This window comes from Krasilnikovia sp. MM14-A1004, from assembly GCF_047159485.1.
Lineage (GTDB): Bacteria > Actinomycetota > Actinomycetes > Mycobacteriales > Micromonosporaceae > Actinoplanes.
Map to the genome: position 1 here is coordinate 6463683 of NZ_AP038773.1, position 19371 is coordinate 6483053.

General features: G+C 73.2%; 15 protein-coding genes and 1 pseudogene. 4 read left to right on the forward strand and 12 right to left on the reverse strand.

Going from position 1 to position 19371, the window contains the following annotated elements; all coding sequences use genetic code 11:
• Window positions 1-116 precede the first annotated feature (116 nt).
• Together ACMCNN_RS28120 and ssd are read right to left on the reverse strand one after the other, a co-directional pair.
• Window positions 117-1295: pseudogene (locus ACMCNN_RS28120) on the reverse strand (TadA family conjugal transfer-associated ATPase); the annotation flags it as partial.
• Window positions 1292-2368, reverse strand: a complete 1077-nt coding sequence (ssd, locus tag ACMCNN_RS28125) for a septum site-determining protein Ssd (RefSeq protein ID WP_412747302.1) — start codon at window positions 2366-2368, stop codon at window positions 1292-1294. The gene ssd and the pseudogene ACMCNN_RS28120, both read right to left, overlap by 4 nt.
• A 498-nt stretch (window positions 2369-2866) precedes the next feature.
• On the opposite strand from ssd, the gene ACMCNN_RS28130 reads away from it, so the two are divergent.
• A complete protein-coding gene (locus tag ACMCNN_RS28130; protein ID WP_412743494.1) occupies window positions 2867-3487 on the forward strand; it encodes a LuxR C-terminal-related transcriptional regulator in 621 nt (206 codons plus the stop codon).
• 201 nt (window positions 3488-3688) lie between these two features.
• Here the strand turns inward: ACMCNN_RS28130 and ACMCNN_RS28135 are convergent, their stop codons facing one another.
• The gene (locus tag ACMCNN_RS28135; RefSeq protein WP_412743495.1) at window positions 3689-4948 is read right to left on the reverse strand and encodes a hypothetical protein; all 1260 of its coding nucleotides are present in this window, start codon (window positions 4946-4948) and stop codon (window positions 3689-3691) included.
• Window positions 4949-5123: 175 nt separating this feature from the next.
• Here ACMCNN_RS28135 and ACMCNN_RS28140 point away from each other — a divergent pair, with 175 nt between their 5' ends.
• From ACMCNN_RS28140 to ACMCNN_RS28150, 3 genes are read left to right on the forward strand one after another with little or no spacing between them, the layout of a single operon-like run.
• Complete coding sequence (locus tag ACMCNN_RS28140; protein WP_412743496.1) at window positions 5124-7931, forward strand: choice-of-anchor D domain-containing protein; 2808 nt, start codon at window positions 5124-5126, stop codon at window positions 7929-7931.
• A 15-nt stretch (window positions 7932-7946) separates the two neighbouring features.
• A complete protein-coding gene (locus tag ACMCNN_RS28145; protein WP_412743497.1) occupies window positions 7947-8162 on the forward strand; it encodes a hypothetical protein in 216 nt (71 codons plus the stop codon).
• A complete protein-coding gene (locus tag ACMCNN_RS28150) occupies window positions 8159-8641 on the forward strand; it encodes a hypothetical protein (RefSeq protein ID WP_412743498.1) in 483 nt (160 codons plus the stop codon). The genes ACMCNN_RS28145 and ACMCNN_RS28150 overlap by 4 nt, the downstream gene beginning before the upstream one ends.
• Before the next feature lie 61 nt (window positions 8642-8702).
• On the opposite strand, the gene ACMCNN_RS28155 is transcribed toward ACMCNN_RS28150, so the two are convergent.
• From ACMCNN_RS28155 to ACMCNN_RS28195, 9 genes are all read right to left on the reverse strand, one after another.
• Window positions 8703-9740 carry an NADase-type glycan-binding domain-containing protein gene (locus ACMCNN_RS28155; protein ID WP_412743499.1) on the reverse strand — a complete coding sequence of 346 codons (1038 nt, stop codon included), beginning with the start codon at window positions 9738-9740 and terminating at the stop codon, window positions 8703-8705.
• Window positions 9741-10396: 656 nt separating this feature from the next.
• Window positions 10397-10951, reverse strand: a complete 555-nt coding sequence (locus ACMCNN_RS28160) for a phage tail protein (protein ID WP_412743500.1) — start codon at window positions 10949-10951, stop codon at window positions 10397-10399.
• Complete coding sequence (locus tag ACMCNN_RS28165; RefSeq protein ID WP_412743501.1) at window positions 10948-12900, reverse strand: putative baseplate assembly protein; 1953 nt, start codon at window positions 12898-12900, stop codon at window positions 10948-10950. Before ACMCNN_RS28165 ends, ACMCNN_RS28160 begins: the two co-directional genes overlap by 4 nt.
• Window positions 12900-13310 (reverse strand): GPW/gp25 family protein, encoded by a 411-nt coding sequence (locus ACMCNN_RS28170; RefSeq protein ID WP_412743502.1) that lies wholly within the window; start codon window positions 13308-13310, stop codon window positions 12900-12902. The genes ACMCNN_RS28165 and ACMCNN_RS28170 overlap by 1 nt, the downstream gene beginning before the upstream one ends.
• Before the next feature lie 2 nt (window positions 13311-13312).
• Window positions 13313-15211, reverse strand: coding sequence for a phage baseplate assembly protein V (locus ACMCNN_RS28175; protein WP_412743503.1), 1899 nt, complete (start codon window positions 15209-15211; stop codon window positions 13313-13315).
• Window positions 15208-15900, reverse strand: coding sequence for a LysM peptidoglycan-binding domain-containing protein (locus tag ACMCNN_RS28180; protein ID WP_412743504.1), 693 nt, complete (start codon window positions 15898-15900; stop codon window positions 15208-15210). Before ACMCNN_RS28180 ends, ACMCNN_RS28175 begins: the two co-directional genes overlap by 4 nt.
• A complete protein-coding gene (locus tag ACMCNN_RS28185; RefSeq protein WP_412743505.1) occupies window positions 15900-16361 on the reverse strand; it encodes a phage tail protein in 462 nt (153 codons plus the stop codon). The genes ACMCNN_RS28180 and ACMCNN_RS28185 overlap by 1 nt, the downstream gene beginning before the upstream one ends.
• Window positions 16361-16813 (reverse strand): phage tail protein, encoded by a 453-nt coding sequence (locus tag ACMCNN_RS28190; protein ID WP_412743506.1) that lies wholly within the window; start codon window positions 16811-16813, stop codon window positions 16361-16363. Before ACMCNN_RS28190 ends, ACMCNN_RS28185 begins: the two co-directional genes overlap by 1 nt.
• A 12-nt stretch (window positions 16814-16825) precedes the next feature.
• Window positions 16826-19369 carry a DUF4157 domain-containing protein gene (locus ACMCNN_RS28195; RefSeq protein WP_412743507.1) on the reverse strand — a complete coding sequence of 848 codons (2544 nt, stop codon included), beginning with the start codon at window positions 19367-19369 and terminating at the stop codon, window positions 16826-16828.
• Window positions 19370-19371: the final 2 nt, after the last annotated feature.

The window sequence follows — 19371 nt, forward strand, 5'->3', positions numbered from 1 at the left end:
CCCCGACGAGCAGGCGGTGCGTCCGGGCGAGCCGACTCCTGAACTCTGGCTGGTGCCTCCGGACGCCCACGGGCTGGATCCGACACAGCCGGGGCCACCGGGCGCCCGAGCGCCCGACCCGCCAGTACGGCCGGTACGGCAGAACCGCGCTCCGTCAGCAGCCGGGCGAGTATCACCGCTCCCGGTCCGGTGCCGTGCCCGCGCCGCCACGCCGGTACGACGGTTGCCAGGTGGTGGTCGCCCGCCGGACGCAGCACGCTGACGGACTCCAGCACCCGACCCGCACCAGTACGCCGGACGTGCAGGATGACCTGCAGCGCGGCCAGCACCTGGGCGTGCAATGCGGCCCGGGGCAGGCCACCGAGCATGCCGAGGGCTTCGAGGCGTGCCGGGGCATCGGCGGGAGTGTTGGCGTGCAGCGTGCCCGCCCCACCGTCGTGGCCGGTGTTGAGTGCGCCCAGCAGATCCACCACCTCGGCTCCCCGGCACTCCCCGACGACGAGCCGGTCGGGACGCATCCGCAGCGCCTGGCGCACGAGGTCGGTCAGAGCGACCGCACCGGCACCCTCGACATTGGACGTACGGGCCTGCAGCCCGACGACGTGGGGGTGCACCGGGCGCAACTCGGCCGCGTCCTCGACGAGCACGATGCGTTCGGTGGGTGGGACCAGTCCCAGCAGCGTGCCGAGCAGGGTCGTCTTGCCGCTGCCGGTGCCGCCCACCACCAGGTACGCGAGCCGGGCGGCCACCACCGCGGCCAGCACCGGCGCCACCGCGGCCGGTACGGTGCCCCGCTCCACCAGCTCGGCGAGGGTGTACGGGCGGTGCCGGAAGGTACGCAACGACAGGTAGGGACCGCCCGTGGCGACCGGCGGCAACACGGCGTGCAGCCTGGTCCCGTCGGGCAGCCGGGCGTCGGCGTACGGCTGGCCGTCGTCGAGCCGACGTCCGCAGGCGGCCGCGAGCCGCTGGGCGAGACGGCGTACGTCGTCCGGCCCGCCGACGTCCACGCGCGCCCGCTGCAGGCCGTGGCCTCGGTCAACCCAGACCTCCCGGTTGTTCACGAGCACGTCGGTAACCCGCTCGTCGGCCAGCAGCGGCGCGAGCGGTCCCGCGCCGACGAGGTGGTCGCGTACCTGGTCGGCGAGGCGCAGCAGGGTCGTGTCACCGAGGAGCGCCGCATCGGGTTCGCCGCGTACGGCGGTGACGACGGCGGCGGGCGTCGCCTCGACACCGGCGGTGGCGAACCGGTGGCGGACCCGTTCGGTGAGTGCGGGACCGAGCGGGGCGTTCACGCTGCGGCCGCGGTGTGGGTGCCGGCCACGAGGTCGTCGATCAGCCGGCGGCACAGGTCGGCGAGGGGGCCGCGCCCGTCGGCGGCGGGTGCTTCGCCGCGTTCCAGCGCCTGGCAGAGGTGGGGCTCGGGGCGCAGCGTCCCGGCCAGGGGCAGGCCCAGCGCGCTCGCCACCTCGCGTGCCTTGAGGCGCCCGGGCGCGGGGCCACGGACCACCACCTCTAGCCGGTCGCAGTGCACGGCGGCCGTGGCGGCGACGCGAGCCGCGGCGGCGGTGGCCCGCAGCTCGGCGGGGACCACGATGAGGGCCCGGTCGGCGGCCTGCAGGGCCAGGGCCGCCGCGTCGTCCAGGTGACGGGGCAGGTCGGCGACGATCGCGTCGCGGCCCCGGCGGGCGGCGTCCAGCGTGGCCGCCATCGCCTCACCGGGTACGGCGTCGTGCCGCGCCGGGGCGGACCCGGCCGCGGGCGGCTCGTCACGGGCGAACGAGAGCAGCACCAGGTCGCCGCGGTGGGGCAGGGCCCGCAGCAGGGCGGGCGGGTCGACCCGGCCGCCCGTGCCGGTCAGCGCGGGCCAGCGCAGACCGTCCACCTGCTCCCAGCCGAGGACCAGGTCGAGTCCGCCGCCGAGCGGGTCGGCGTCGACCAGCAACGTACGCAGGCCCGCGCCGACCGCGGTGACCGCGAGGCCCCCGGCGAGGACGCTGGCGCCCGCGCCGCCGCGGCCACCGATCACGGCCAGCACCCGCCCGGTACGCCCGTCGTGGCGTTCCGCGAAGCGGTCGACGAGCCATGGCTCGGCGGTGGGCAGCACCGCGACGTGTTCGGCGCCGAGCAGTTCGGCGATCTCCCACACGGGCTCGTCGACCTGGATGCGGCCGACGATGACCACGCGGGGGCGGCGGGGCAGGCGGGCGCGCAGGCAGGGCGCGGCCTGGTCGGCGCCGATGACGACGAGCGGCGCCGACGTGTACCGGGGGCGGGCGGCGGCCGGGTCGGGTGCCACCTCGACCTCGGCGCCACCGGCCGCGGCCAGGCGTAGCAGGTCGTCGAGCAGGTCCGGGTCGCCGGTGATCACGAGGGGTAGGCGGGGTCCGGAGCGGACGTGGGTAGGGGCACGCATCACGGCCTCCAACGGCGGCGGGTGGTGGGTGCCGACACGTTCCCGAGCCGCAGGGGTGCGGCTCAACCGGTGGACCGCGGTCCTGTGGACGACGTCCGACCCTGTGGAGAACACCTGCGTAACCGCGCGGATCTGTTATGGGCGCGGGCCGGTTTACCGAGGCCGAACCACCCGCCAGGACAGCTCACGCATCGGCCGAACGGCTGATTTCTGTGCCGCGGCAGCGTTCGTCGTCGATGTGACAGAGAGTGGGCGCCTCTGCCGCACAGCGCAACGTATTAGCAGGTCACACGGCTTCACGACGTGAACGAAGCACACCCGATCGCATCACGGAAAGCCATTGTGCAACCGCGGAAAAGCCGCCGTTGAGTCCTCGTTGATCGGGTGGTGAGTGTGTCGCGGCACTCTTTGCGCGCCTTGCCGTGGGGGCGGGCAATGGAAGGACTAGCCATGGAACGCATCACGACCTACATCCACGCTGACGACCCGATCTCACGGGCGGGGGTCGCCAGCCAGTTGCGCCCGCGGCCCGAGGTGCGGGTGCTCGACTCGGGGGACGTCGAGGACGCGACGGTGTCGCTCGTCGTCGCGGACCGGGTCGGCGAACCGGCGCTGCGTGCCATCCGTACCCTGCGGCAGCGCGGGACCAGCGTGGTCCTCGTGGTGGTCGAACTGGACGACGCGGCGCTCGTCGCCGCGATCGAGGCCGGCGTGGCCGCGCTGGTGCGGCGCGCCGAGGCGACGCCGGACCGGTTGGTGTCGGTCATCCGGTCCGCGGCGGCCGGTGAGGCGGCCGTCCCGCCGGATCTGCTGAGCCGCCTGCTCAACCAGGTCGGGCAGCTCCAGCGGCAGGTGCTGGCGCCGCGCGGCCTGTCCTTCGCGGTGCTGGCGGACCGGGAGGTGGAGGTGCTGCGCCTGGTCGCGGACGGCCTCGACACCGCGGAGATCGCCCACCGGCTGTCCTACTCCCAGCGCACGATCAAGACCGTGCTGCACGACGTCACCACCCGGCTCCAACTGCGCAACCGTTCGCACGCCGTGGCATACGCGCTGCGCGAGGGCCTGATCTGAAGCTGCGCGAGGGCCTGATCTGAAGCTGCGCGAGGGCCTGATCTGAAGCTGCGCGAGGGCCTGATCTGAAGCAGCACCGCAGGGCCCGACCTCAAGCAAGAACCGCAAGGCCCGACCTGAAGCAACAGTCCCGATCCGAAGCAGATCCGAACCGATGCGTCGCCCCGGGGGAATGTCGGACACCCCGGGGCGACGCGCCACTCAGGCGGTCTTGCCGACCACGGTCACCGCGGCGGTGCAGGGCCGCTTCTCGGGTGCCGGGTTGGAGCACTGGATCGCCACGGTGACCAGCTGCCCCTTGGCGTAGCGCACCGGCGTCACGTACGCCTGCGGAAGGTCGCGGAAGTTGTCCAGGCCGGAGGCGTAGATGACGTCGTTGCCGCGCCGGATCTCCAGGAATCCGCTGTCCGCGGCCGGATTCTGCAGCTGCAGGTCCGTGACGTCGAGCGGCTTGTTCTTCGGCTGGTCCGGGGAGACCTTCGTGACGAACTTGTCGCCCGGCTTGACAGAGGTCTGGATCCGGAACGAGATGGGCGCCAGCAGCGGGTTACCCGGCGAACCAGGCTCCGGCTTCTTCGCGGGCTTGGCCGGAGCCGAACTCGACGGCGACGGCGAGACGTCGGAGGCCGTCCCGGATTGGGAGCCACCGCCGCTGTCCGAGGCCGCGGCCGCGGCGGCCTTCGACGCCTCGGTGGCCGCCGCCTCGGTGGCCGCCGACTTCACCGCGGGCTTGACCAGCGCGAACCACAACCCGGCCAGCACCACGGCCAGGGCCAGCGCGGCGATCGCGGTCGCCGCCGCCCAACGCGGCACGATGGGATCCTGCTCGAACGTGCCCTCGACCGTGCTGGCCGGTCCCCGCTCGGGCTGCACCACGACCTGGAACGGCTTGACCTGCTGCTTGCCGGTCCAGAATTTGGTGCGCGGCACCGCGGACAGCCTGGCCTGGGTCACCACGCCGGGCGACGCCACGACGGCCGGGCGCGGCACGTCGAACGTCAGGGCGTCGTCCGGGTCCACGGCGCCGATCTGGGTGCCGATCGCGACGTTGCCCAGGTTGGACACGTCGACCTTGTGCTTGCCCCTGCGGCTGCCGCGGGAGATCTGCGGCACGAGCCGGACCTTCAGCTCCGTGAACGGGGCGATCTCGACGACGCCCTCGGCGGTCGCCGACCCGCGCGGATCCTCCAGTGAGGATGCCCGCACGCCGTAGGGCACCGGGCCCGCGCCGGGCTGGGAGGCGCGCGGCGGCCGCAGATAGACCCGCACCTCACCGACGTCACCCGGGTACAGGTTGACCATCGGTGGCTCGACCACCGACCAGGCCGCCGCCGGTCCGACCACGTCCACAGTGATCTGGTCGATGACGGTGCCGGTGTTGCGCACGGTCACCGTGCACACCGCTTCCTCGCCCGGAACCACCTCGAGCGACTCGGCGCTCAATGACACTGACACTCCCATGGCGCTGAAGTGTGCGGCGGCGTTCCCGTTCGCGGGACGCTCGCGGGGGTACCCGGCCGGGCGCACCGGGCGGCCCCAAAGGGCAGCCCGCGCTGCCCCGCAGGTCGCCCCGCAGCACTGCGTGCCGCGACCGGATCTCCGTAGCGTCGAATCACCCAGACTGCGAGGAGACGCCGTGCCCAGGCAGCGCACTCAGGTTCACCGGATGTTGCTGGCCGGCGGGCTGGCAGCCGCCCTCGGCACGACAGCGGTCGTCGTGGGTCTGACGTTCGCGAACGACTCGGCCGCGGCCGAGACCGGATCCGGTACGCAGCGGGTCTCGGTGAGCACGTCGGGGGATCAGTCCTCGTTCGACAGCAGCGAGCCGGCGATGTCGGCCGACGGCCGCTACGTGGCGTTCACCACGGACGAGCCGTTCGACCCGGTGGACAAGCTCAGCTTCTCGCAGGACTCCTCGCACAGTCTCCCGGAGAGCGGGCCGGACGCAGACGTCTACGTTCGCGACACGGTGCTCGGCACAACCACGCTCATCTCCCACGGCCTGCGGCGCAACGAGGACGGCACCTCCGACCCGAAGGCCGCCAACGGGAACAGCACCCAGCCGACCATCTCGGACGACGGCCGTCTCGTGGCGTTCCGTACGGACGCGTCGAACATCGCCCGAGGCGTCGACGGGCACGCCATCGTCGTCTGCGACCGTGACCCCGACGGGGACGGCAAGCTCAACTCGACCTGCGAGTTCACGGTCGTGAGCGGGAACGACCCCGAGCCCAGCAACCCGCACCTGTCCGGCGACGGGCGGCGGATCTCGTTCGATGTGCCGCCGCACGAGGCCGACACGCCGGACACCCCGCCGGTCGATCCGGATCCGGTGCCCTCGACCTCCAGCAGCGAGCCGGCGCCCTCGACGTCGAGCGCCGACCCGGTGCCCGCGACGTCGAGCGCCGACCCGCTCCCCCCGATCTTCGTTCTCAAGGCCCACTCGACGCCGCTCACGGCCGCGAAGGGCACCACCGGCAAAGCCGCGGCGGCCCGCAAGGCACCGGACGTCGTGCAACCCGACCCGACGAACGGCTGGGTCGAGGTGGCGGAGCTGCGCCGCGGTGACGACGGCAAGCTGCTCACCCCGGCGGACGACGACCGCACGTACGTCACGTCCCCGGAGAAGCTGGACGGCGACGACACGTGGCGGCGGCTGCGGTGGCAGGGCGAGTCCACGATGGGCGCCCTCGGCACGCACGTCGCGTTCGTGGCCCAGTACTCGGACAGCGAGTCGCCTTCCGTGTACGTCGTGCAGGACTACGACGTCAACACCATGAAGCTGACCCGTCTCGACGTGGACGCCGACGGCAAGCCGATCGCCAAGGGTGGGCGCAGGTTCGGCTCCCCCGCGCTGTCGGGCGACGGGCGCCGCTACGCGTTCACCGACCAGCAGGGCTTCGGCCCCGTCAGCGTGCGGCTCTACGACCGTGACCCGGACGGCGACAACGTGTTCGGCACGCCGTCCGTGGAGATCGCCTCGCGGAAGGCGGACGGCACGGAAGGTCAGGGCGCGCAGCCAGCGTTCTCGGCGGACGGCCGGTACCTGGCCTTCACCACGCCGACTCCGGGCATGCACAACGGCACGGACGCCGGTGGACGCGACGGCTCCTGCCTCGGCGACTTCTCCAACCAGTCGTTCTGCGACATCGTGGTCCGCGACGTGATCGTCGACGCGGAACGCGCGAAGGCCGGCAAGCCCCGGCTGCCCGCCGAGCTCGCCTCGCCGTCGATCGGGTGCGCCACCAAACCCCAACCCTGCGAGGGTACGGGCGACAGCGGCCGGCTGATCCCCTCGAACGACGGGTCGAAGGAACTGGACGGCGAGTCGTGGGTGCGGGTGTTCGGCGAGGACGGCTCGCCGGTCCTGAGCGCCGACGGATCCGTGGTGGCGTACGGGTCGGACGCCGAGGACCTGGTCGCCACCGACACGAACAAACACCTCGACGTGTTCCACCGCCGGTTCGCGCCCGCGCTGGCCGCCGACCCGCAGGACTTCGGCCAGGTGCCGCTCGACTCCCAGGTGCTGCGCGACGTCACGCTGACCCACGTCGGCGCGGGCCCGCTGCGGGTGCGTGAGGTCGTGGTGGACGGCGCGGACTTCGACGTCTTCCCCGGTGAGACGTGCACCACGGGTGTGCTGCACGCGTCCGAGACGTGTGTCGTGTCGGTCCGGTTCAAGCCCACCGTGGCCGGGCCGCGCAGCGCAGTCCTGCGGGTCACTTTCGACGGCAGCGACACCCCGCTGACGGTGTCACTGACCGGGTCCGGTCTGGCACCGGCGCCGGGAGTGCTCGCGGTGGCACCGGACCACCTCGACTTCGGCGGCCGCCCGGTGCTGCGGACCAGCCCGGTCAAGTCGGTGACGGTCCGCAACACGGGCGCCGGGCCGCTGCAGCTGGGCGCGGTGGGCCTGGGCGCCACGCAGTTCCCGGGTGACTACCGCATCGCCAAGAACACCTGCGCGAACCGCATCCTCGCGCCCGCCGGCAGCTGCCGGGTGGACGTGACGCACCGGCCCACCGCGGTCGGGGCTCGGCCGGCCGTACTGTCGATCGCGTACGCGGGCGCCACCGCCGGCACCACCCTCACGTTCCCTGTCACGCTCACCGGCGCCGGGCTGGCGCCGACGCTCACGTCGAGCCCGACGGTCACCCCCGCGGGCCGGGTCATTCAGGTACGCGGCACCGGCTTCCCGCCGAACAGCGTCTCCAAGCTGCACCTGACCGGCATGCCCGGCACCACGACCGCGAAGGCGCGCGCCGACGGAACGTTCTCCGTGCCGTTCGTGGTGTTCCCGAACACCTGGACCGGTAAGCACCCGCTGACCGCCGACGTGCTCCCGGCGTCCGCGCCGGACCTGACTGCCCCGCTGAAGGCCACGCTCGAGTTCGTCATCGTGCCCGGCAGCCCGCTACCCCCGGACTTCGACGTCCGGCGATGAAAGGAAAGGACGGCAATGACGCAGCACATCAGCGAAGACGGGGTGCCGCTGCGGGGTGACGGCACGCCGTTCCCCAGCGACCCCAACCAGTGGACGCCGGAGGAACGCGAATACCTGGAGACCTACTACTTCGCCGCCGAGCCGCAGACCGGCATCGAGGAGGAACAGGTCGCGATGGTGGACGTACCGGACATGAACGATCACGACGGGGACGGGAGCGCGATCGCATGACCGACGTGGCGAACGTCGCCAGCGCCGCCTGGCACGTCATCGAATCCGGCAAGCCCTCGGCGAGCCTGGCCAGCAACACCTGCAACGCGGTGCCGGCCGGGGTGTCCGACCCGATCAGCTCGCTCACCGGCGCCCAGGGGCCGAACCGGCTCACCTGGCGCCTGCAGATGGAGAACGCGTTCGGTGTCGAGGTCGTCGACATCGCGTTCGACCTGCGCTGGGAGTACGGCGCCCGCTACCACGGCGGCGGCGCCTTCATCCCGAACTGCTACCTGTACGTGCCACGCTGCAGCGTGCTGTGGGGCTTCGACGTGGACGTCCAGCTCCACGTCCACAATCCCAGCAACGCGGGCAGCGAGACGGCACCGGTCGCCCGGCTGCCGCTGACCGTCAGCGGCTCGGTGAGCAGCCTGGTCAACTCGCACAGCCTGCAGTGGGACTTCCAGCTCTTCGGCGACGGCAACTACCAGACCAGCTGAACCCACGACGACATCGGCCCCCGCCCTTTCCGGGCGGGGGCCGAATCGTTTGGCGCGGTGCTCACTCCTCGGTGAACAGCTCCACCTCGCTGATGGTGACCTGCTTGCTCTCGGCATTCGTGTACGTGTCCTGCACGTAGATCTCCACCGAGCTCACCTTGCCGCCGCTGTTCAGCTCGAACTCCTGCGGATCGGTGTTGTCGATCATGTTGAGGTCCTGGCCCTGACCGGTGGGGTACACCAGGTGCAGGGTCCGGGGCCGCTGGCTGGCCCGGACGTCGCCGGCGATGCCGCCGCGGATCAGCGCCTTGTGCAGCTCCACCGGCTGCTGGAACGTCAGGGTCAGCCGCCGGGCCCCGGAGACCGGGGTCGACCAGTAGGTGTTCCAGTGGCCGTCGACCGCCGCGTCCGCCGGGTGCTTCTTGTTCACCGGCGTCGAGGTGGCCTTCACCGCCCGCACGGGAACCGGCTTGCCGAAGACGAGCTTCTCGGCCCGTTCGCGTAGTGCCAGCACCTCGCCGTTGGCGCGTTCCCGCACGCCGGGCACGAGGGCGTACACGAGACCGCCGACCAGCAGCGCGACCGCGACGATCTTACGGATCGCCGGGAGGATGCGCCGTTTGTGCTGGCGGCGCTCGCCGGTCTTGGCGACGCCGGTCTCCTCCTCGACGGCGCGGGCCTCGCGCTGCTTGCGCTTGGGCAGGATGCGCTTCCACCACGGCGCGCGGACGACCACGGCGTCGTTCAGGTCGTTGCCGCACCGGCTGCAGAAGCGGCGGGTCGGGAGGTTGGCCTCGCCGCACTCGCCGCACACCAGGTCGCCGGGCTGCAGTTCGCGGCTGGGCGCGGTGCGCGGCACGGACCGGCGGGCACGGCCGCGTTCCTGCGGCGCCACCACATCCGGATCGGACCCATGGGTACGGACCGGCATCGCGCTGACCCCGGGACCGGCAAGCGGGTCCAGGTTGATGGCCGGGGTGGCGTCCCCACCGCTGGGCAGCGGCGCGACCAGGGCACCCGCACCGGGCGGCGGCGGCAGCGTGGGCCTGCCTCCGGGCGGCGGTGGCAGCGTGGGCCTCCCGCCCGGAGGCGGCGGCACGGCCGATCCGCCCGGCGGGGGCGGCAAAGCGGCGCCGCCGGGCGGCGGAGGCACGGGTCGGCCACCGGGAGGCGGCGGCAGAGTGGCCCCACCCGGCGGAGGCGGCAATGCGGCCCCACCAGGCGGAGGCGGCAATGCGGCCCCACCGGGGGGAGGCGGAGGCGTGGGCCGCCCGCCCGGTGGCGGCGGCAACGTCGGCTTGCCACCCGGCGGGGGCGGCAACGTGGGCCTGCCACCCGGCGGAGGCGGGGGCGGCACCGCGGGCTTCCCGCCGGGCGGAGGCGGGGGCACCGGCCGCCCGCCCGGTGGCGGCGGCACGGCGGGCTTGGCGCCCGGCGGCTTCAGCCCGCCCCCACCTCCCGGAGGCTTCAGGCCCGGCCCGCCGCCCAGCGAACCGCCCGGTCCACCGGGTGCACCCGGCATGCCGGGGCGCGTCGGACGGGGAATCGGGTCGCGGTCACCGACGTCGGCGTACAGCAGGGACTGCACGCGGGACAGCAGTCCCCTCTTCGCGGGCTCCGGCTCGGGCTCGGGTTCGGGTCGGGGGGCGGGCTTCGGCTGCTCGACCCGCTCCCCGGTCCACTCCAGGAACGCGCCGCAGGAGCCGCAGAACGAGTCGGACCCGGCGTTGCGGTACCCGCAGTTCTTGCAGACGATCATCGGATGGTCACCTCCACGACGTGCTGAACGTGTGCGGGCTTGGCGGCCACGACGGCCGCCTCGACGGCCGCGTGCAGGGCGTCCGGCGACCAGCCCAGGTCGGCCGGTACGCGGACGTGCACCCGTACCCATGGGTGTGGGTCGCCGGGTGCGGGCGCGCCGGGGGTGTCCGACCAGGTGACCCCGCCGCTCTCGGTGATGTCGACGTGCCCGCCGGTGAGCAGTTCCAGGGCGGCGCGCAGCCCGGTGACCGTGCCGCGCAGCCGGTGCAGCTCGGCGGCGCGGGCGACCGTGGCCCGGTGCAGGGGCAGCGGCGCGTTGTCGTTGACGGTCACCCCGACCCAGCCCGCCAGCCAGTCCAGGAAGTCCTCGGGGGCCAGCAGCGGGTCGACGTACGCGTCGAGGTTGTCCAGTGTGGAGATGACCGGAGCCAGTACGTCGTCGAGCCCGCCGGTGAAGCGGACGACGAACGGGTCCTCCTCCTGGTAGACCGCCGGCAGCAGGGTGTGCAGCGGGTACGGCGTCCCCAGCCCCGGCACGGTCCCCCTCATCGCGCCGTCACCCGGATCTGGTGCTCGTACGAAAAGACCAGGCTGTTGGCGGGCAGCTCGACCTTGCCCGCGGGCTGGCCGCGCTCCCCGGTGACCGGATTGGCGCTGAACAGCCGCACGTCGTCGACCAGCTCGACCCCGTCGACGCGCTGCAGCACCCCGAACACCTCGCCCGCGTGGACGGCCCGCCCGAACGGCCATCCGGTGCCGTCGGGCCCGCCGGTCAGCGGGTTGAGGAACCGGTACAGTGCCTCGGCGGCCGCGGCCTGCACCTTCTCGGCACGGGCGCGCGGCTTGGCGACCAGTTGCGCGACGACGGTGATGCCGCGGTACATCGGAGGTTCCACGACGACGCGGGTGCCGATGAGGCGCACCGTGTCGAGGCGCTCGGCGACGCGGCGCAGCGTGTCGTCGGAGGGCACCAGGTCGCCGAGGCGCAGGCGGCCGTTGTCGTCGGCCACGGTCGGCACGACCAGCACCTTCACCGAGCCCGGCTCGACACCGTCGGCGCCCGCGGCCAGGCAGCGGACCCGGGCGACCTCGGGCGCGGCCTCGCAGCTGATCGTCTCGAAGTCCTCCACGGTGACGGCCCGGCTGCGCGAGCGCAGCAGGATCGGCCCGCGCGCCTTGGCCTGCTCGATGCTCTCGCCGTCGGCGCCGTGCTGGGCGCGGCGCCGGTTCTCCACCCCGGCCACGAACGGGATCGACGACTTGAGGGTACGGATAGCGCCCGGGCCGACGTTGCCACGCGCACCGCCGCCGACGCAGTACCGGCGCATCCGGATCGCGGCTCCGGCCTCCGGGATCGCGCCGTACTGGCGGATGCCGCCGTCCTCGGTGCGCAGGGCCGGGCCGAACGCGACGGTGCCGGTCGCGCCGTCGAGCTGGAAGTGCCGGTCGTCGGGGCCGCTGTCGGCGAAGGTGTCCACCCGGGTCCACCGCTGCCAGCCGTCGTCCGAGCTGACCTCCAGCTCCGCGTCCACCCCGGCCCGCAACACGGGGGTACGGGACACCGTGAAGCGCTGCCCGGCCACGCCTTCGGCCGTACCCAGTGTCTCGTTCTGGATGAGGTCGGCATGCAGGGCCGTCATGGTGCCGCCGATGGTGGCGGCGGTTATGCCGTCCACGACCGGGGTCATCGTGTACGCGGGCTGGTCGGGCTCGGATTCGGTGACGCGGGCCCGCAGCCAGCCGCCGCGCAGGCCGCCCACGACGGTGGGCTGGTGGTCCACAGGCAGGTGCAGGGTGATCGCGCCGGAACGGTTGAGCCCGCCGGTGGCGTCCGCGCCGACCTCGCACGGCACCCATTCCCGCCCGTCGTACGCCTCCCAGGCCAGCGGCGGCTGCAGCGGGTCGACGCCGACGCCGTCGAGGTGGCCGCGGAAGTCGAGGCGGATCGCGCAGCGCGGCGCCGCGTCGGACAGCCCGAGGTAGACGGCGTCGCCGGGCGCCGGGCGTTCGCCGAACACGCCGAACGGGTGGCTCTGGGTCAGCGGCTCTGTGCAGTCGAGGAACGACTCCGCGCCCGCCCCGAGGGTCAGTACGTGCGTCAGCGACACCGGGACGATGGGCAGGTCCTCGACCGTGGCGAAGGTGATGGAGTCGCTGGTCTCGGTGCGCGGCGTGCCCGCCTGGGTGCCTGCGGCGATGGTCAGCGGGGCGGCCGCGGGCGCGGACAGCCAGAACGTCACGGGCGCCTCGGCGGGCACCGGCGGCACGAGTTGCAGCCCGATCAGGTCGAGGAATTTCAGGTACAGCCGGTCGGGCACCCGGTTGAGCCGGAACAGCAGCTGATCGGTCATGAACGCGAACGTCTCGATCAGCGTCACGCCCGGATCGGACACGTTGTGGTCCGTCCACTCCGGACAGCGCTGCATCACCATGCGCTTGGCGTCGTTGACCAGGTCCTGGAACCGGCGGTCGTCGAGGTCTGGGGTGGGCAGGGCCATCAGTAGTCGCTCTCGGGGTCGTCGGGGATCGTGTAGAACGGGAAGACCAGGTTCCGGTGGTCGTTGGTGTCCTTCGGCCGGTACGTGATCTCGATGTAGAGCACTGACGGGTCCTCGGCGGAGGGGTTGACCTCCACGTTCACGACGTCCACTCGGGGCTCCCAGCGCAGCAGCGCGCGGCGTACCTCGGCGGTCAGCTCCGCGACGGTGTCGAGGGTGCCGGACCGGAACACGAAGTCGCGCAGGCGGCAGCCGAAGTCCGGGCGCATCGGCCGCTCCCCCGGATACGTGGACAGGATCAGCCGCATCGCCTGCACCAGCTCTGTGTCGCCGCGGACCAGCGCGATCCCGCCGGTCGCCGCGACCCCGGTCGGAAACGCCCACCCGGTCCCGATGAAGTCCGTACTCATGGTTATCCGCCCAACTTGATCTGCTGGGAGCTGATCTCGACCTGGGCGCCCGAGATCTTGACCGACTGCTGCGCCTTGAGTTCGAGGGTGCCGCCGCCGTCGATGGTGATGGACCCGCCGGCACCGGCCTTGATCGAGATGGTTCCCTGCGGACCGCAGGTGATCTCGACGGCGCCGGTCGGCGTGGTCGGCTCGCACGTGATCTTCAACGTGCCCGCCTTCTGGTCGACCGCGAAACCGATCTTCCGGTCCTTTGTCTCCAGCGCGAACTCCGACGCCATCGGCGGCCCGGCCGCCGGCGCAGGGGGAAGCTCGTCATGGAACACCAGCCGGTTGCCCGCGCCGCTGACGAAGCCCCGCCGCACCACCTGCGCGGTCATCCCGCTGGACTTGACCGCGTCGCCGCCCAGGTCGAAGTCCGTGTGGGCGTTGCGCAGGCCACCCAGGACGTACGGGCGACGCGGGTCACCGAACTCGAAGCCGATCAGCACCTCGTCGCCGACCTCGGGGGTGAACAGGCCGCCGGACTTCTTGCCCGCGCCGAACTGCGCCACCCGCGCCCAGTCCGACTCGTACGACGGGGACAGCCAGGGCAGGGCCACCTTGACCCGGCCCCGCGTGTCCGGGTCGTTGTTGTTCGTGACGATGCCGCACACCAGGCCGGGGATCCGGGTCGGTTCGCCCTGCGTGGCGCCCAGCGAGGTCAGGCCGAGCAGCGAGCGTTCCTGCCGACCGCTGACGAAGAACCGGGTCCGGTAGCCGCCCTCTGCCTCGTCGAACACGTGCCGCGCGTTGCTGATCGTCCACGTGCCCGCGAACGCGGCCGGCACCCCGGCGATCTCCACCTGGGTGCCCGCCTGCAGGTCGGGACTGCCCAGCGCGTACCCCTCGGCCTCGGCGAACGAGCTGCCGACGTGCTCGGCCAGGCCGTTGGCCAGTTCCTCGGCGGCCCGGTCCACCCCGGAGCCGGTGGCCACCGGCCGGTCCACCACCGCGTACGCGGACGCGCTCGGCGCCACGCCCAGGTCGGGCAGGCCCGGGATCGCGGGCAGCGACACCCCGAGCGGGTTCGCCAGCCCGAACGCGCCCGCCAGCTCGTCCGGCTTTTTCGACAGGTTGGCCGTACCGGAGCGCACCTGCTTGGTCTTGGTCACCGCCTTTGCCTGCTCCGGGTCCCAGAACCGCACCTCGACCTCGGTGGTCAGGTTCGCGCCGGTGACCCGGGGCAGGAATGTCAGCAGGTTGTCCTTGAACGTGAGCTTCGGCTTGCCCAGCCCCACGAAGTCGGCGATCGCGTCGAGGAAGCCACCGGCGGACGGCAGGCCCGGCGGCTTGCGGAAGAAGAACTCCCCGTCGCTCACCCCGGTCTCGTAGCCGACCTCACGGGCGCGCTGCTTGATGAAGTCCCAGTCGGTCTGCGCCACCTGGGCCAGATGGTCGTGGGTGGTGGCGGTGGAGTCGATAGTGCCGATGCGTACGCGGGCGTCCTGCGCGACCTTGCGCACCGCGTCCGAGTCGGAGCTGTTCACGAACGTACGGGTACGCCGGGCCCGCTGCAGCCGGTGCGCCTGCTCGTAGCCGCGTACCACGGTGTAGATGTTCAGATCGGCGCAGACCGCCTCGATGGAGGTGACCTCGCCCGCGATGAGCTTCTTGGTGTCCGTCGAGTCGGATGCACCGCCGTGCACCTCGACCGGCGTACCGATGGACAGCCCCGCCGTGTCGAGCAGGTCGCCGCCCTCGTCGAAGAACGTCAGCTCGAACATGTCAGGCAGGTGCACGTGGGTGTCCACGACGGCCCGGACCAGGTAGCGCTCCGCGTTCGGCGACAGCGGCAGCTTCGCCGCGCCCACCTTCACCCCCGCGCGGACCACCCCGCCCCGGTCGCCGAACGGGTTCACGGCATCTCCTCCGGGTTCGGCAGGTACACCCGGTCGCCGGGGCGCACCCGCAGCGGGTCCTCGATGCCGTTCGCCTCGGCGAGCTGCCGCCAGCGGCCGGGGGCGCCGTACTGATCGGTGGCGATGCGGGCCAGCGAGTCACCCGCGGTGACGGTATGCGCCTTGCGGCCCGGCAGGCCCGCCGAGGTCGGGTTGGTGGCCAGCAGGCTGAGCAGGCTGGGCTGCTGCTGCAGCCGGATGGTGACCTCGGCACGCACCGGCGAGCCGTTGGCCGCGAACCGGTTGTACGTGACGCTGACGTTGGTGATGTTCGCTTCGACCAGGAACGAGGGTCCCCACGAGAAGATCACCTTGGGCGGCCGCGTGATCAGGTTCTTGCCGGTCAGCGCGGACAGCGCCGCACCGGCCAGCGCGCCGAGCAAGCCGCCGCCCGGGCTCATCCAGTCCATCAGCTGGTCGCAGCGGGACTTGGTGTTGCTGCCGAAGAAGGTGACCCGGTTGAGGGTGATGGTGGGCGGGGTGGACTTCTTGAAGATGCTCGGCGAGGAACCGGCCGGGCTGCCGCTGTTGGAGCTGCCGCTGCCGTACGAGCCCATCGAGGACTGGCGGGACACGAGGATCTGATCCGGGTTGAGGTCGAAGGACACCTCGCCCGGGGGCATCTCGCAGATGATCGACGCCTGGGCCATCACAGGAACCCTTCGTGGACGAGTTCGAGCGTCTCCTCGGCGACCCGGCTGCCGGTGGCGTCCAGGTCCGGCCCGACCCACCGGGACGGGTACACGTTGCGCAGCGTCCACGACGCCACCGCGGTGCCCGTCGCGTCGAACAGCTCGATCTCCGCCGTACGCGGGCCGAAGTCGCGGGGCGACGCCGCGTTGTACCAGCCGCTGACGACGCCGTGCAGCCAGCGCTGCAGGATCGCCGACTCCTGCAGCGACATGGCGCGGCGCAACGTGATCGCCCGGTACTCGACGCGATCGGGCAGGATCACCGCGTACTCGTAGTTGCCGCCCTCGGTGACCTGCGTGTTCTTGAACTCCACGGACAGGCCCGCGCAGGTGGCCCAGCTGCCCAGGTTGATGCCGTCGACGCTGACCCGGAAGCGCATCGACATGCCCAGGCGGGCGGTGTCGGCGAGCTGCTGCATCAGAGCTTCTTCTCGTCGTCGAGGAAGCCGCGGTGCACCAGTTCCAGGGTCTCGGTGACGACCCGGCTGGCGCCCGCCTCGAAGCCGGAGACGGACCAGCGCTGCGGCATGATGTGCTTGAGGTCCCAGGCCATCGCCGGTGCGCCGGAGGAGTCGAACACCGTCACCGACGCGGTCTGCGGCGCCCACGTGAACGACGTGGAGCTGAGCCATTTGCGTACGGTCTGGCTCTCCGCGGACACCGCCCGGGTCAGCTTCACCACCGAGTAGTGGGTGTTGCCCGGGAAGTACCACAGATTGTTGCCGCCGTCGCCGGACCGGTATTCGGCCATGTCCCACTTGACGTCGAGGCCGTCCACCTGGGCCCAGCTGCCGAGGTCCCACGCGCCGTTGTCGATCTTCACCGAGAACCGGTTGGCCACGCCGAGCATGGTGGTGTCGCCGAGCGCCATGCTGATCCCCCCTTATCGGAAGTCGTTGAGCAGGCCGGCCCGCTCACGGTCGAGGAGCAACTCCATGCGGAGCCTGCTGCGGATGCGGTCGTAGAGGCGGACGCTGAGTTCGTCGAGGTCCAGGTCGTCGGTGTCGATCGTGTGCCGCTCGCCGTGCGCGTCGGCGCTGTGCGCGGCCGGTCCACCTGCGCCGTGGGCGCCCCCGGCCTGCGCGGCCGCGCCGCCGCCACCGGCCGTTCCCGAGCCTGCGGAGTCCGAGCCGGATCCTCCCCGGCCGGTCAGCGTCGCAGCGTCCATGCCGAAGGAACCACCGACCATGTCGGCCAGGTCGGTGCTGATGGCGGTCCCCAACTCACCCCAGCTGCGGATTCCCGGATCCCGGCCGCCCTGACGTCCGGACCTGCCGCGGCCGGCTCCCCGCCCGCCGCCGCCATTGCCGGTGCCGGTGTCGCCGCCACCGGCATCGACCTGGGCCCAGATGCGCGCCTCCTCCTCCGGCGGAAGGGCGACCAGTTCACCCTGCCCGGCCGCGACGCGCTGCTCGTTGAGCCGGTCGAGGGCGGGCCGGGCCAGCCGGTTGAACCGCTCCTCGCGGGTGCCGCCCCCACCGGCGCCGCCACCTGCGCCACCACCCGCACCGCCACCGTTGCCGCCGCTGGAGCCGCGATTGGCGTCGCCGTCCTCCAGGCTCCACGAGGAGAGCACCATTTCGCCGACGTCGTTCGCGAGGGCGTTGCCGAACGACGACCAGGACGGGGCGTTCGCCGAGGAGGTGTCGGACGACGTGGCGGAGGACGGGGACGCGGGAGCGGAACCCGGCGAGCCCGACGTCGATCCCGACGGCGATGACGGCGTCGGGGCCGGTGCGGCGGAATGCGCGGTCGGCGGTGGCGGTGCGGACCGGGGGTGGTCGAGCGCCGCCGAAGGGCGGCGCTGCACGCGGCCGGTGACCCGTTGCGGCGCCCCGGACACGGGGCCGCCGAGCACACCGATGGAACGGGCGGTGGCAGCCTCGGCGCCGGACCACACCGGCCCGGCGGTGCCCGGCGTACCGGCGCCGGAACCACCGGAGGGCCCGGCGACGGATCGCGGGCCCGGACCTTCCACGGTGGATGTGGTGATGGCGTACGGAACCGGATCGGGCGGCGGCGCTGTCGCATGCCGCAACGGCGGCAGGGGCCGCCCCGAACGGACGGCCTCCTCGACCGCGACCGCTTCGGCCTCCAGTTGCGCCCCGCCCGGAGAGCCCTCGTCGGGCAGCGCCGCGCCGAGTCGCCGCTGCTGCGCGACATGCACCAGTTCGTGCGCGACGAGCGCCCGCGCTTCCGTGGTCGAGTCCGGTCCGGCCGCGGCGGGCAGATGCACCCCGTCGTCCACGGTGAACGCGGCGGCACCGGCCCGGGCGGCGCGCCGGTCCACGTCCGGGCCCCGGTGCACCAGCACCCCGTCGAGCCCGACCCCGGTGGCCTCGGCGACGTGCCGCGCCAGGTCGACCGGCGGTGCCGCACTCGTGGCGGTGATGGGCCGCGCGGGCGCCGCCACCGGCGGTTCCGGCGGTTCCGGGCCGTCGGCCACGGACGGGCGCCGCATCGGGTCCAGCGGCTGGGGTCGGGGCTGAGGCGTGGGGCCCGCGGACCGGTCCCGAGGCTCGCGAGTGGCACCCGCGGACGGGTGCCGGATCACGGAATCGGTGCCCGCGGACGGGTGCCGCGGCTCGGAACCGGCGCCTGCGACCGGGTGCGGCCGGTCGGCGACCACGGCACCGGGTGGAGCCGTCGGCAGCGCCGGGATCCCGACCGGCGCTGCCGAGACTGCGGGCGAGCCGGTCAGTGACGCCGGTTCGGCGGCCTGGTCCGGCGAGAGGTTGGCCGGCCGCCCGGTGGGGGCAGGCGGCGCGGCCGGCTCGGGGTCCGCATCGGCGGCCTCGACATCCAAAGGTGCGCCCAGTCCGAGACGGCCCCGCGGGCGCACCGGCCGCCGGGGCGTGGGCACGGTCCGCGGCGCCGCGACCGGGCGCGACACAGGGGCGGCCCGCGGCGGGGCCGGGGCCGGGGCCGTCGGCACCATCCCGCCGAGCAGCGGGTCGAAGGACTGCGGGGACGACAGCGCGCGCAGCCAGGCGGGCGCGCGGTGCGGCTGGGCCGGTTCGCGCGCCTCACCCACGTACGCGTCGGTGGCGGCGGTGAGCGGGGCCGGGTCGGCCGGGCGGGTCACCGCGCGGACCGGGCGGGGCGTGGGCCGGGCCGGCTCGGGCCGGGCCACGTCCAGGGCGGGCAGCACCTCGGCGAGGCCGCTGACCCGCCCGGCGGGGCGTACGTCGAGCGGCGGGGCGGCCGGGCGGCGCAGCAGCGGCCGGGTCCCGCTCACCGGCGGAGTGCCCATGGTCAGGCTGGGCGCGGTGACGACCGGCGCGAGCGGCGGCAGGGTCTGCCACGCGCGGCGGGCGGTGCCGGAACCGTGAGGCCGCTCCTGCGCGGCAACCGTCGGACGGCCGTCGGCCTGCTGCTCCGGGACGGCCGGAGCGGTGTCCTTTCGGCGACGGAACGGCCACCGCATGG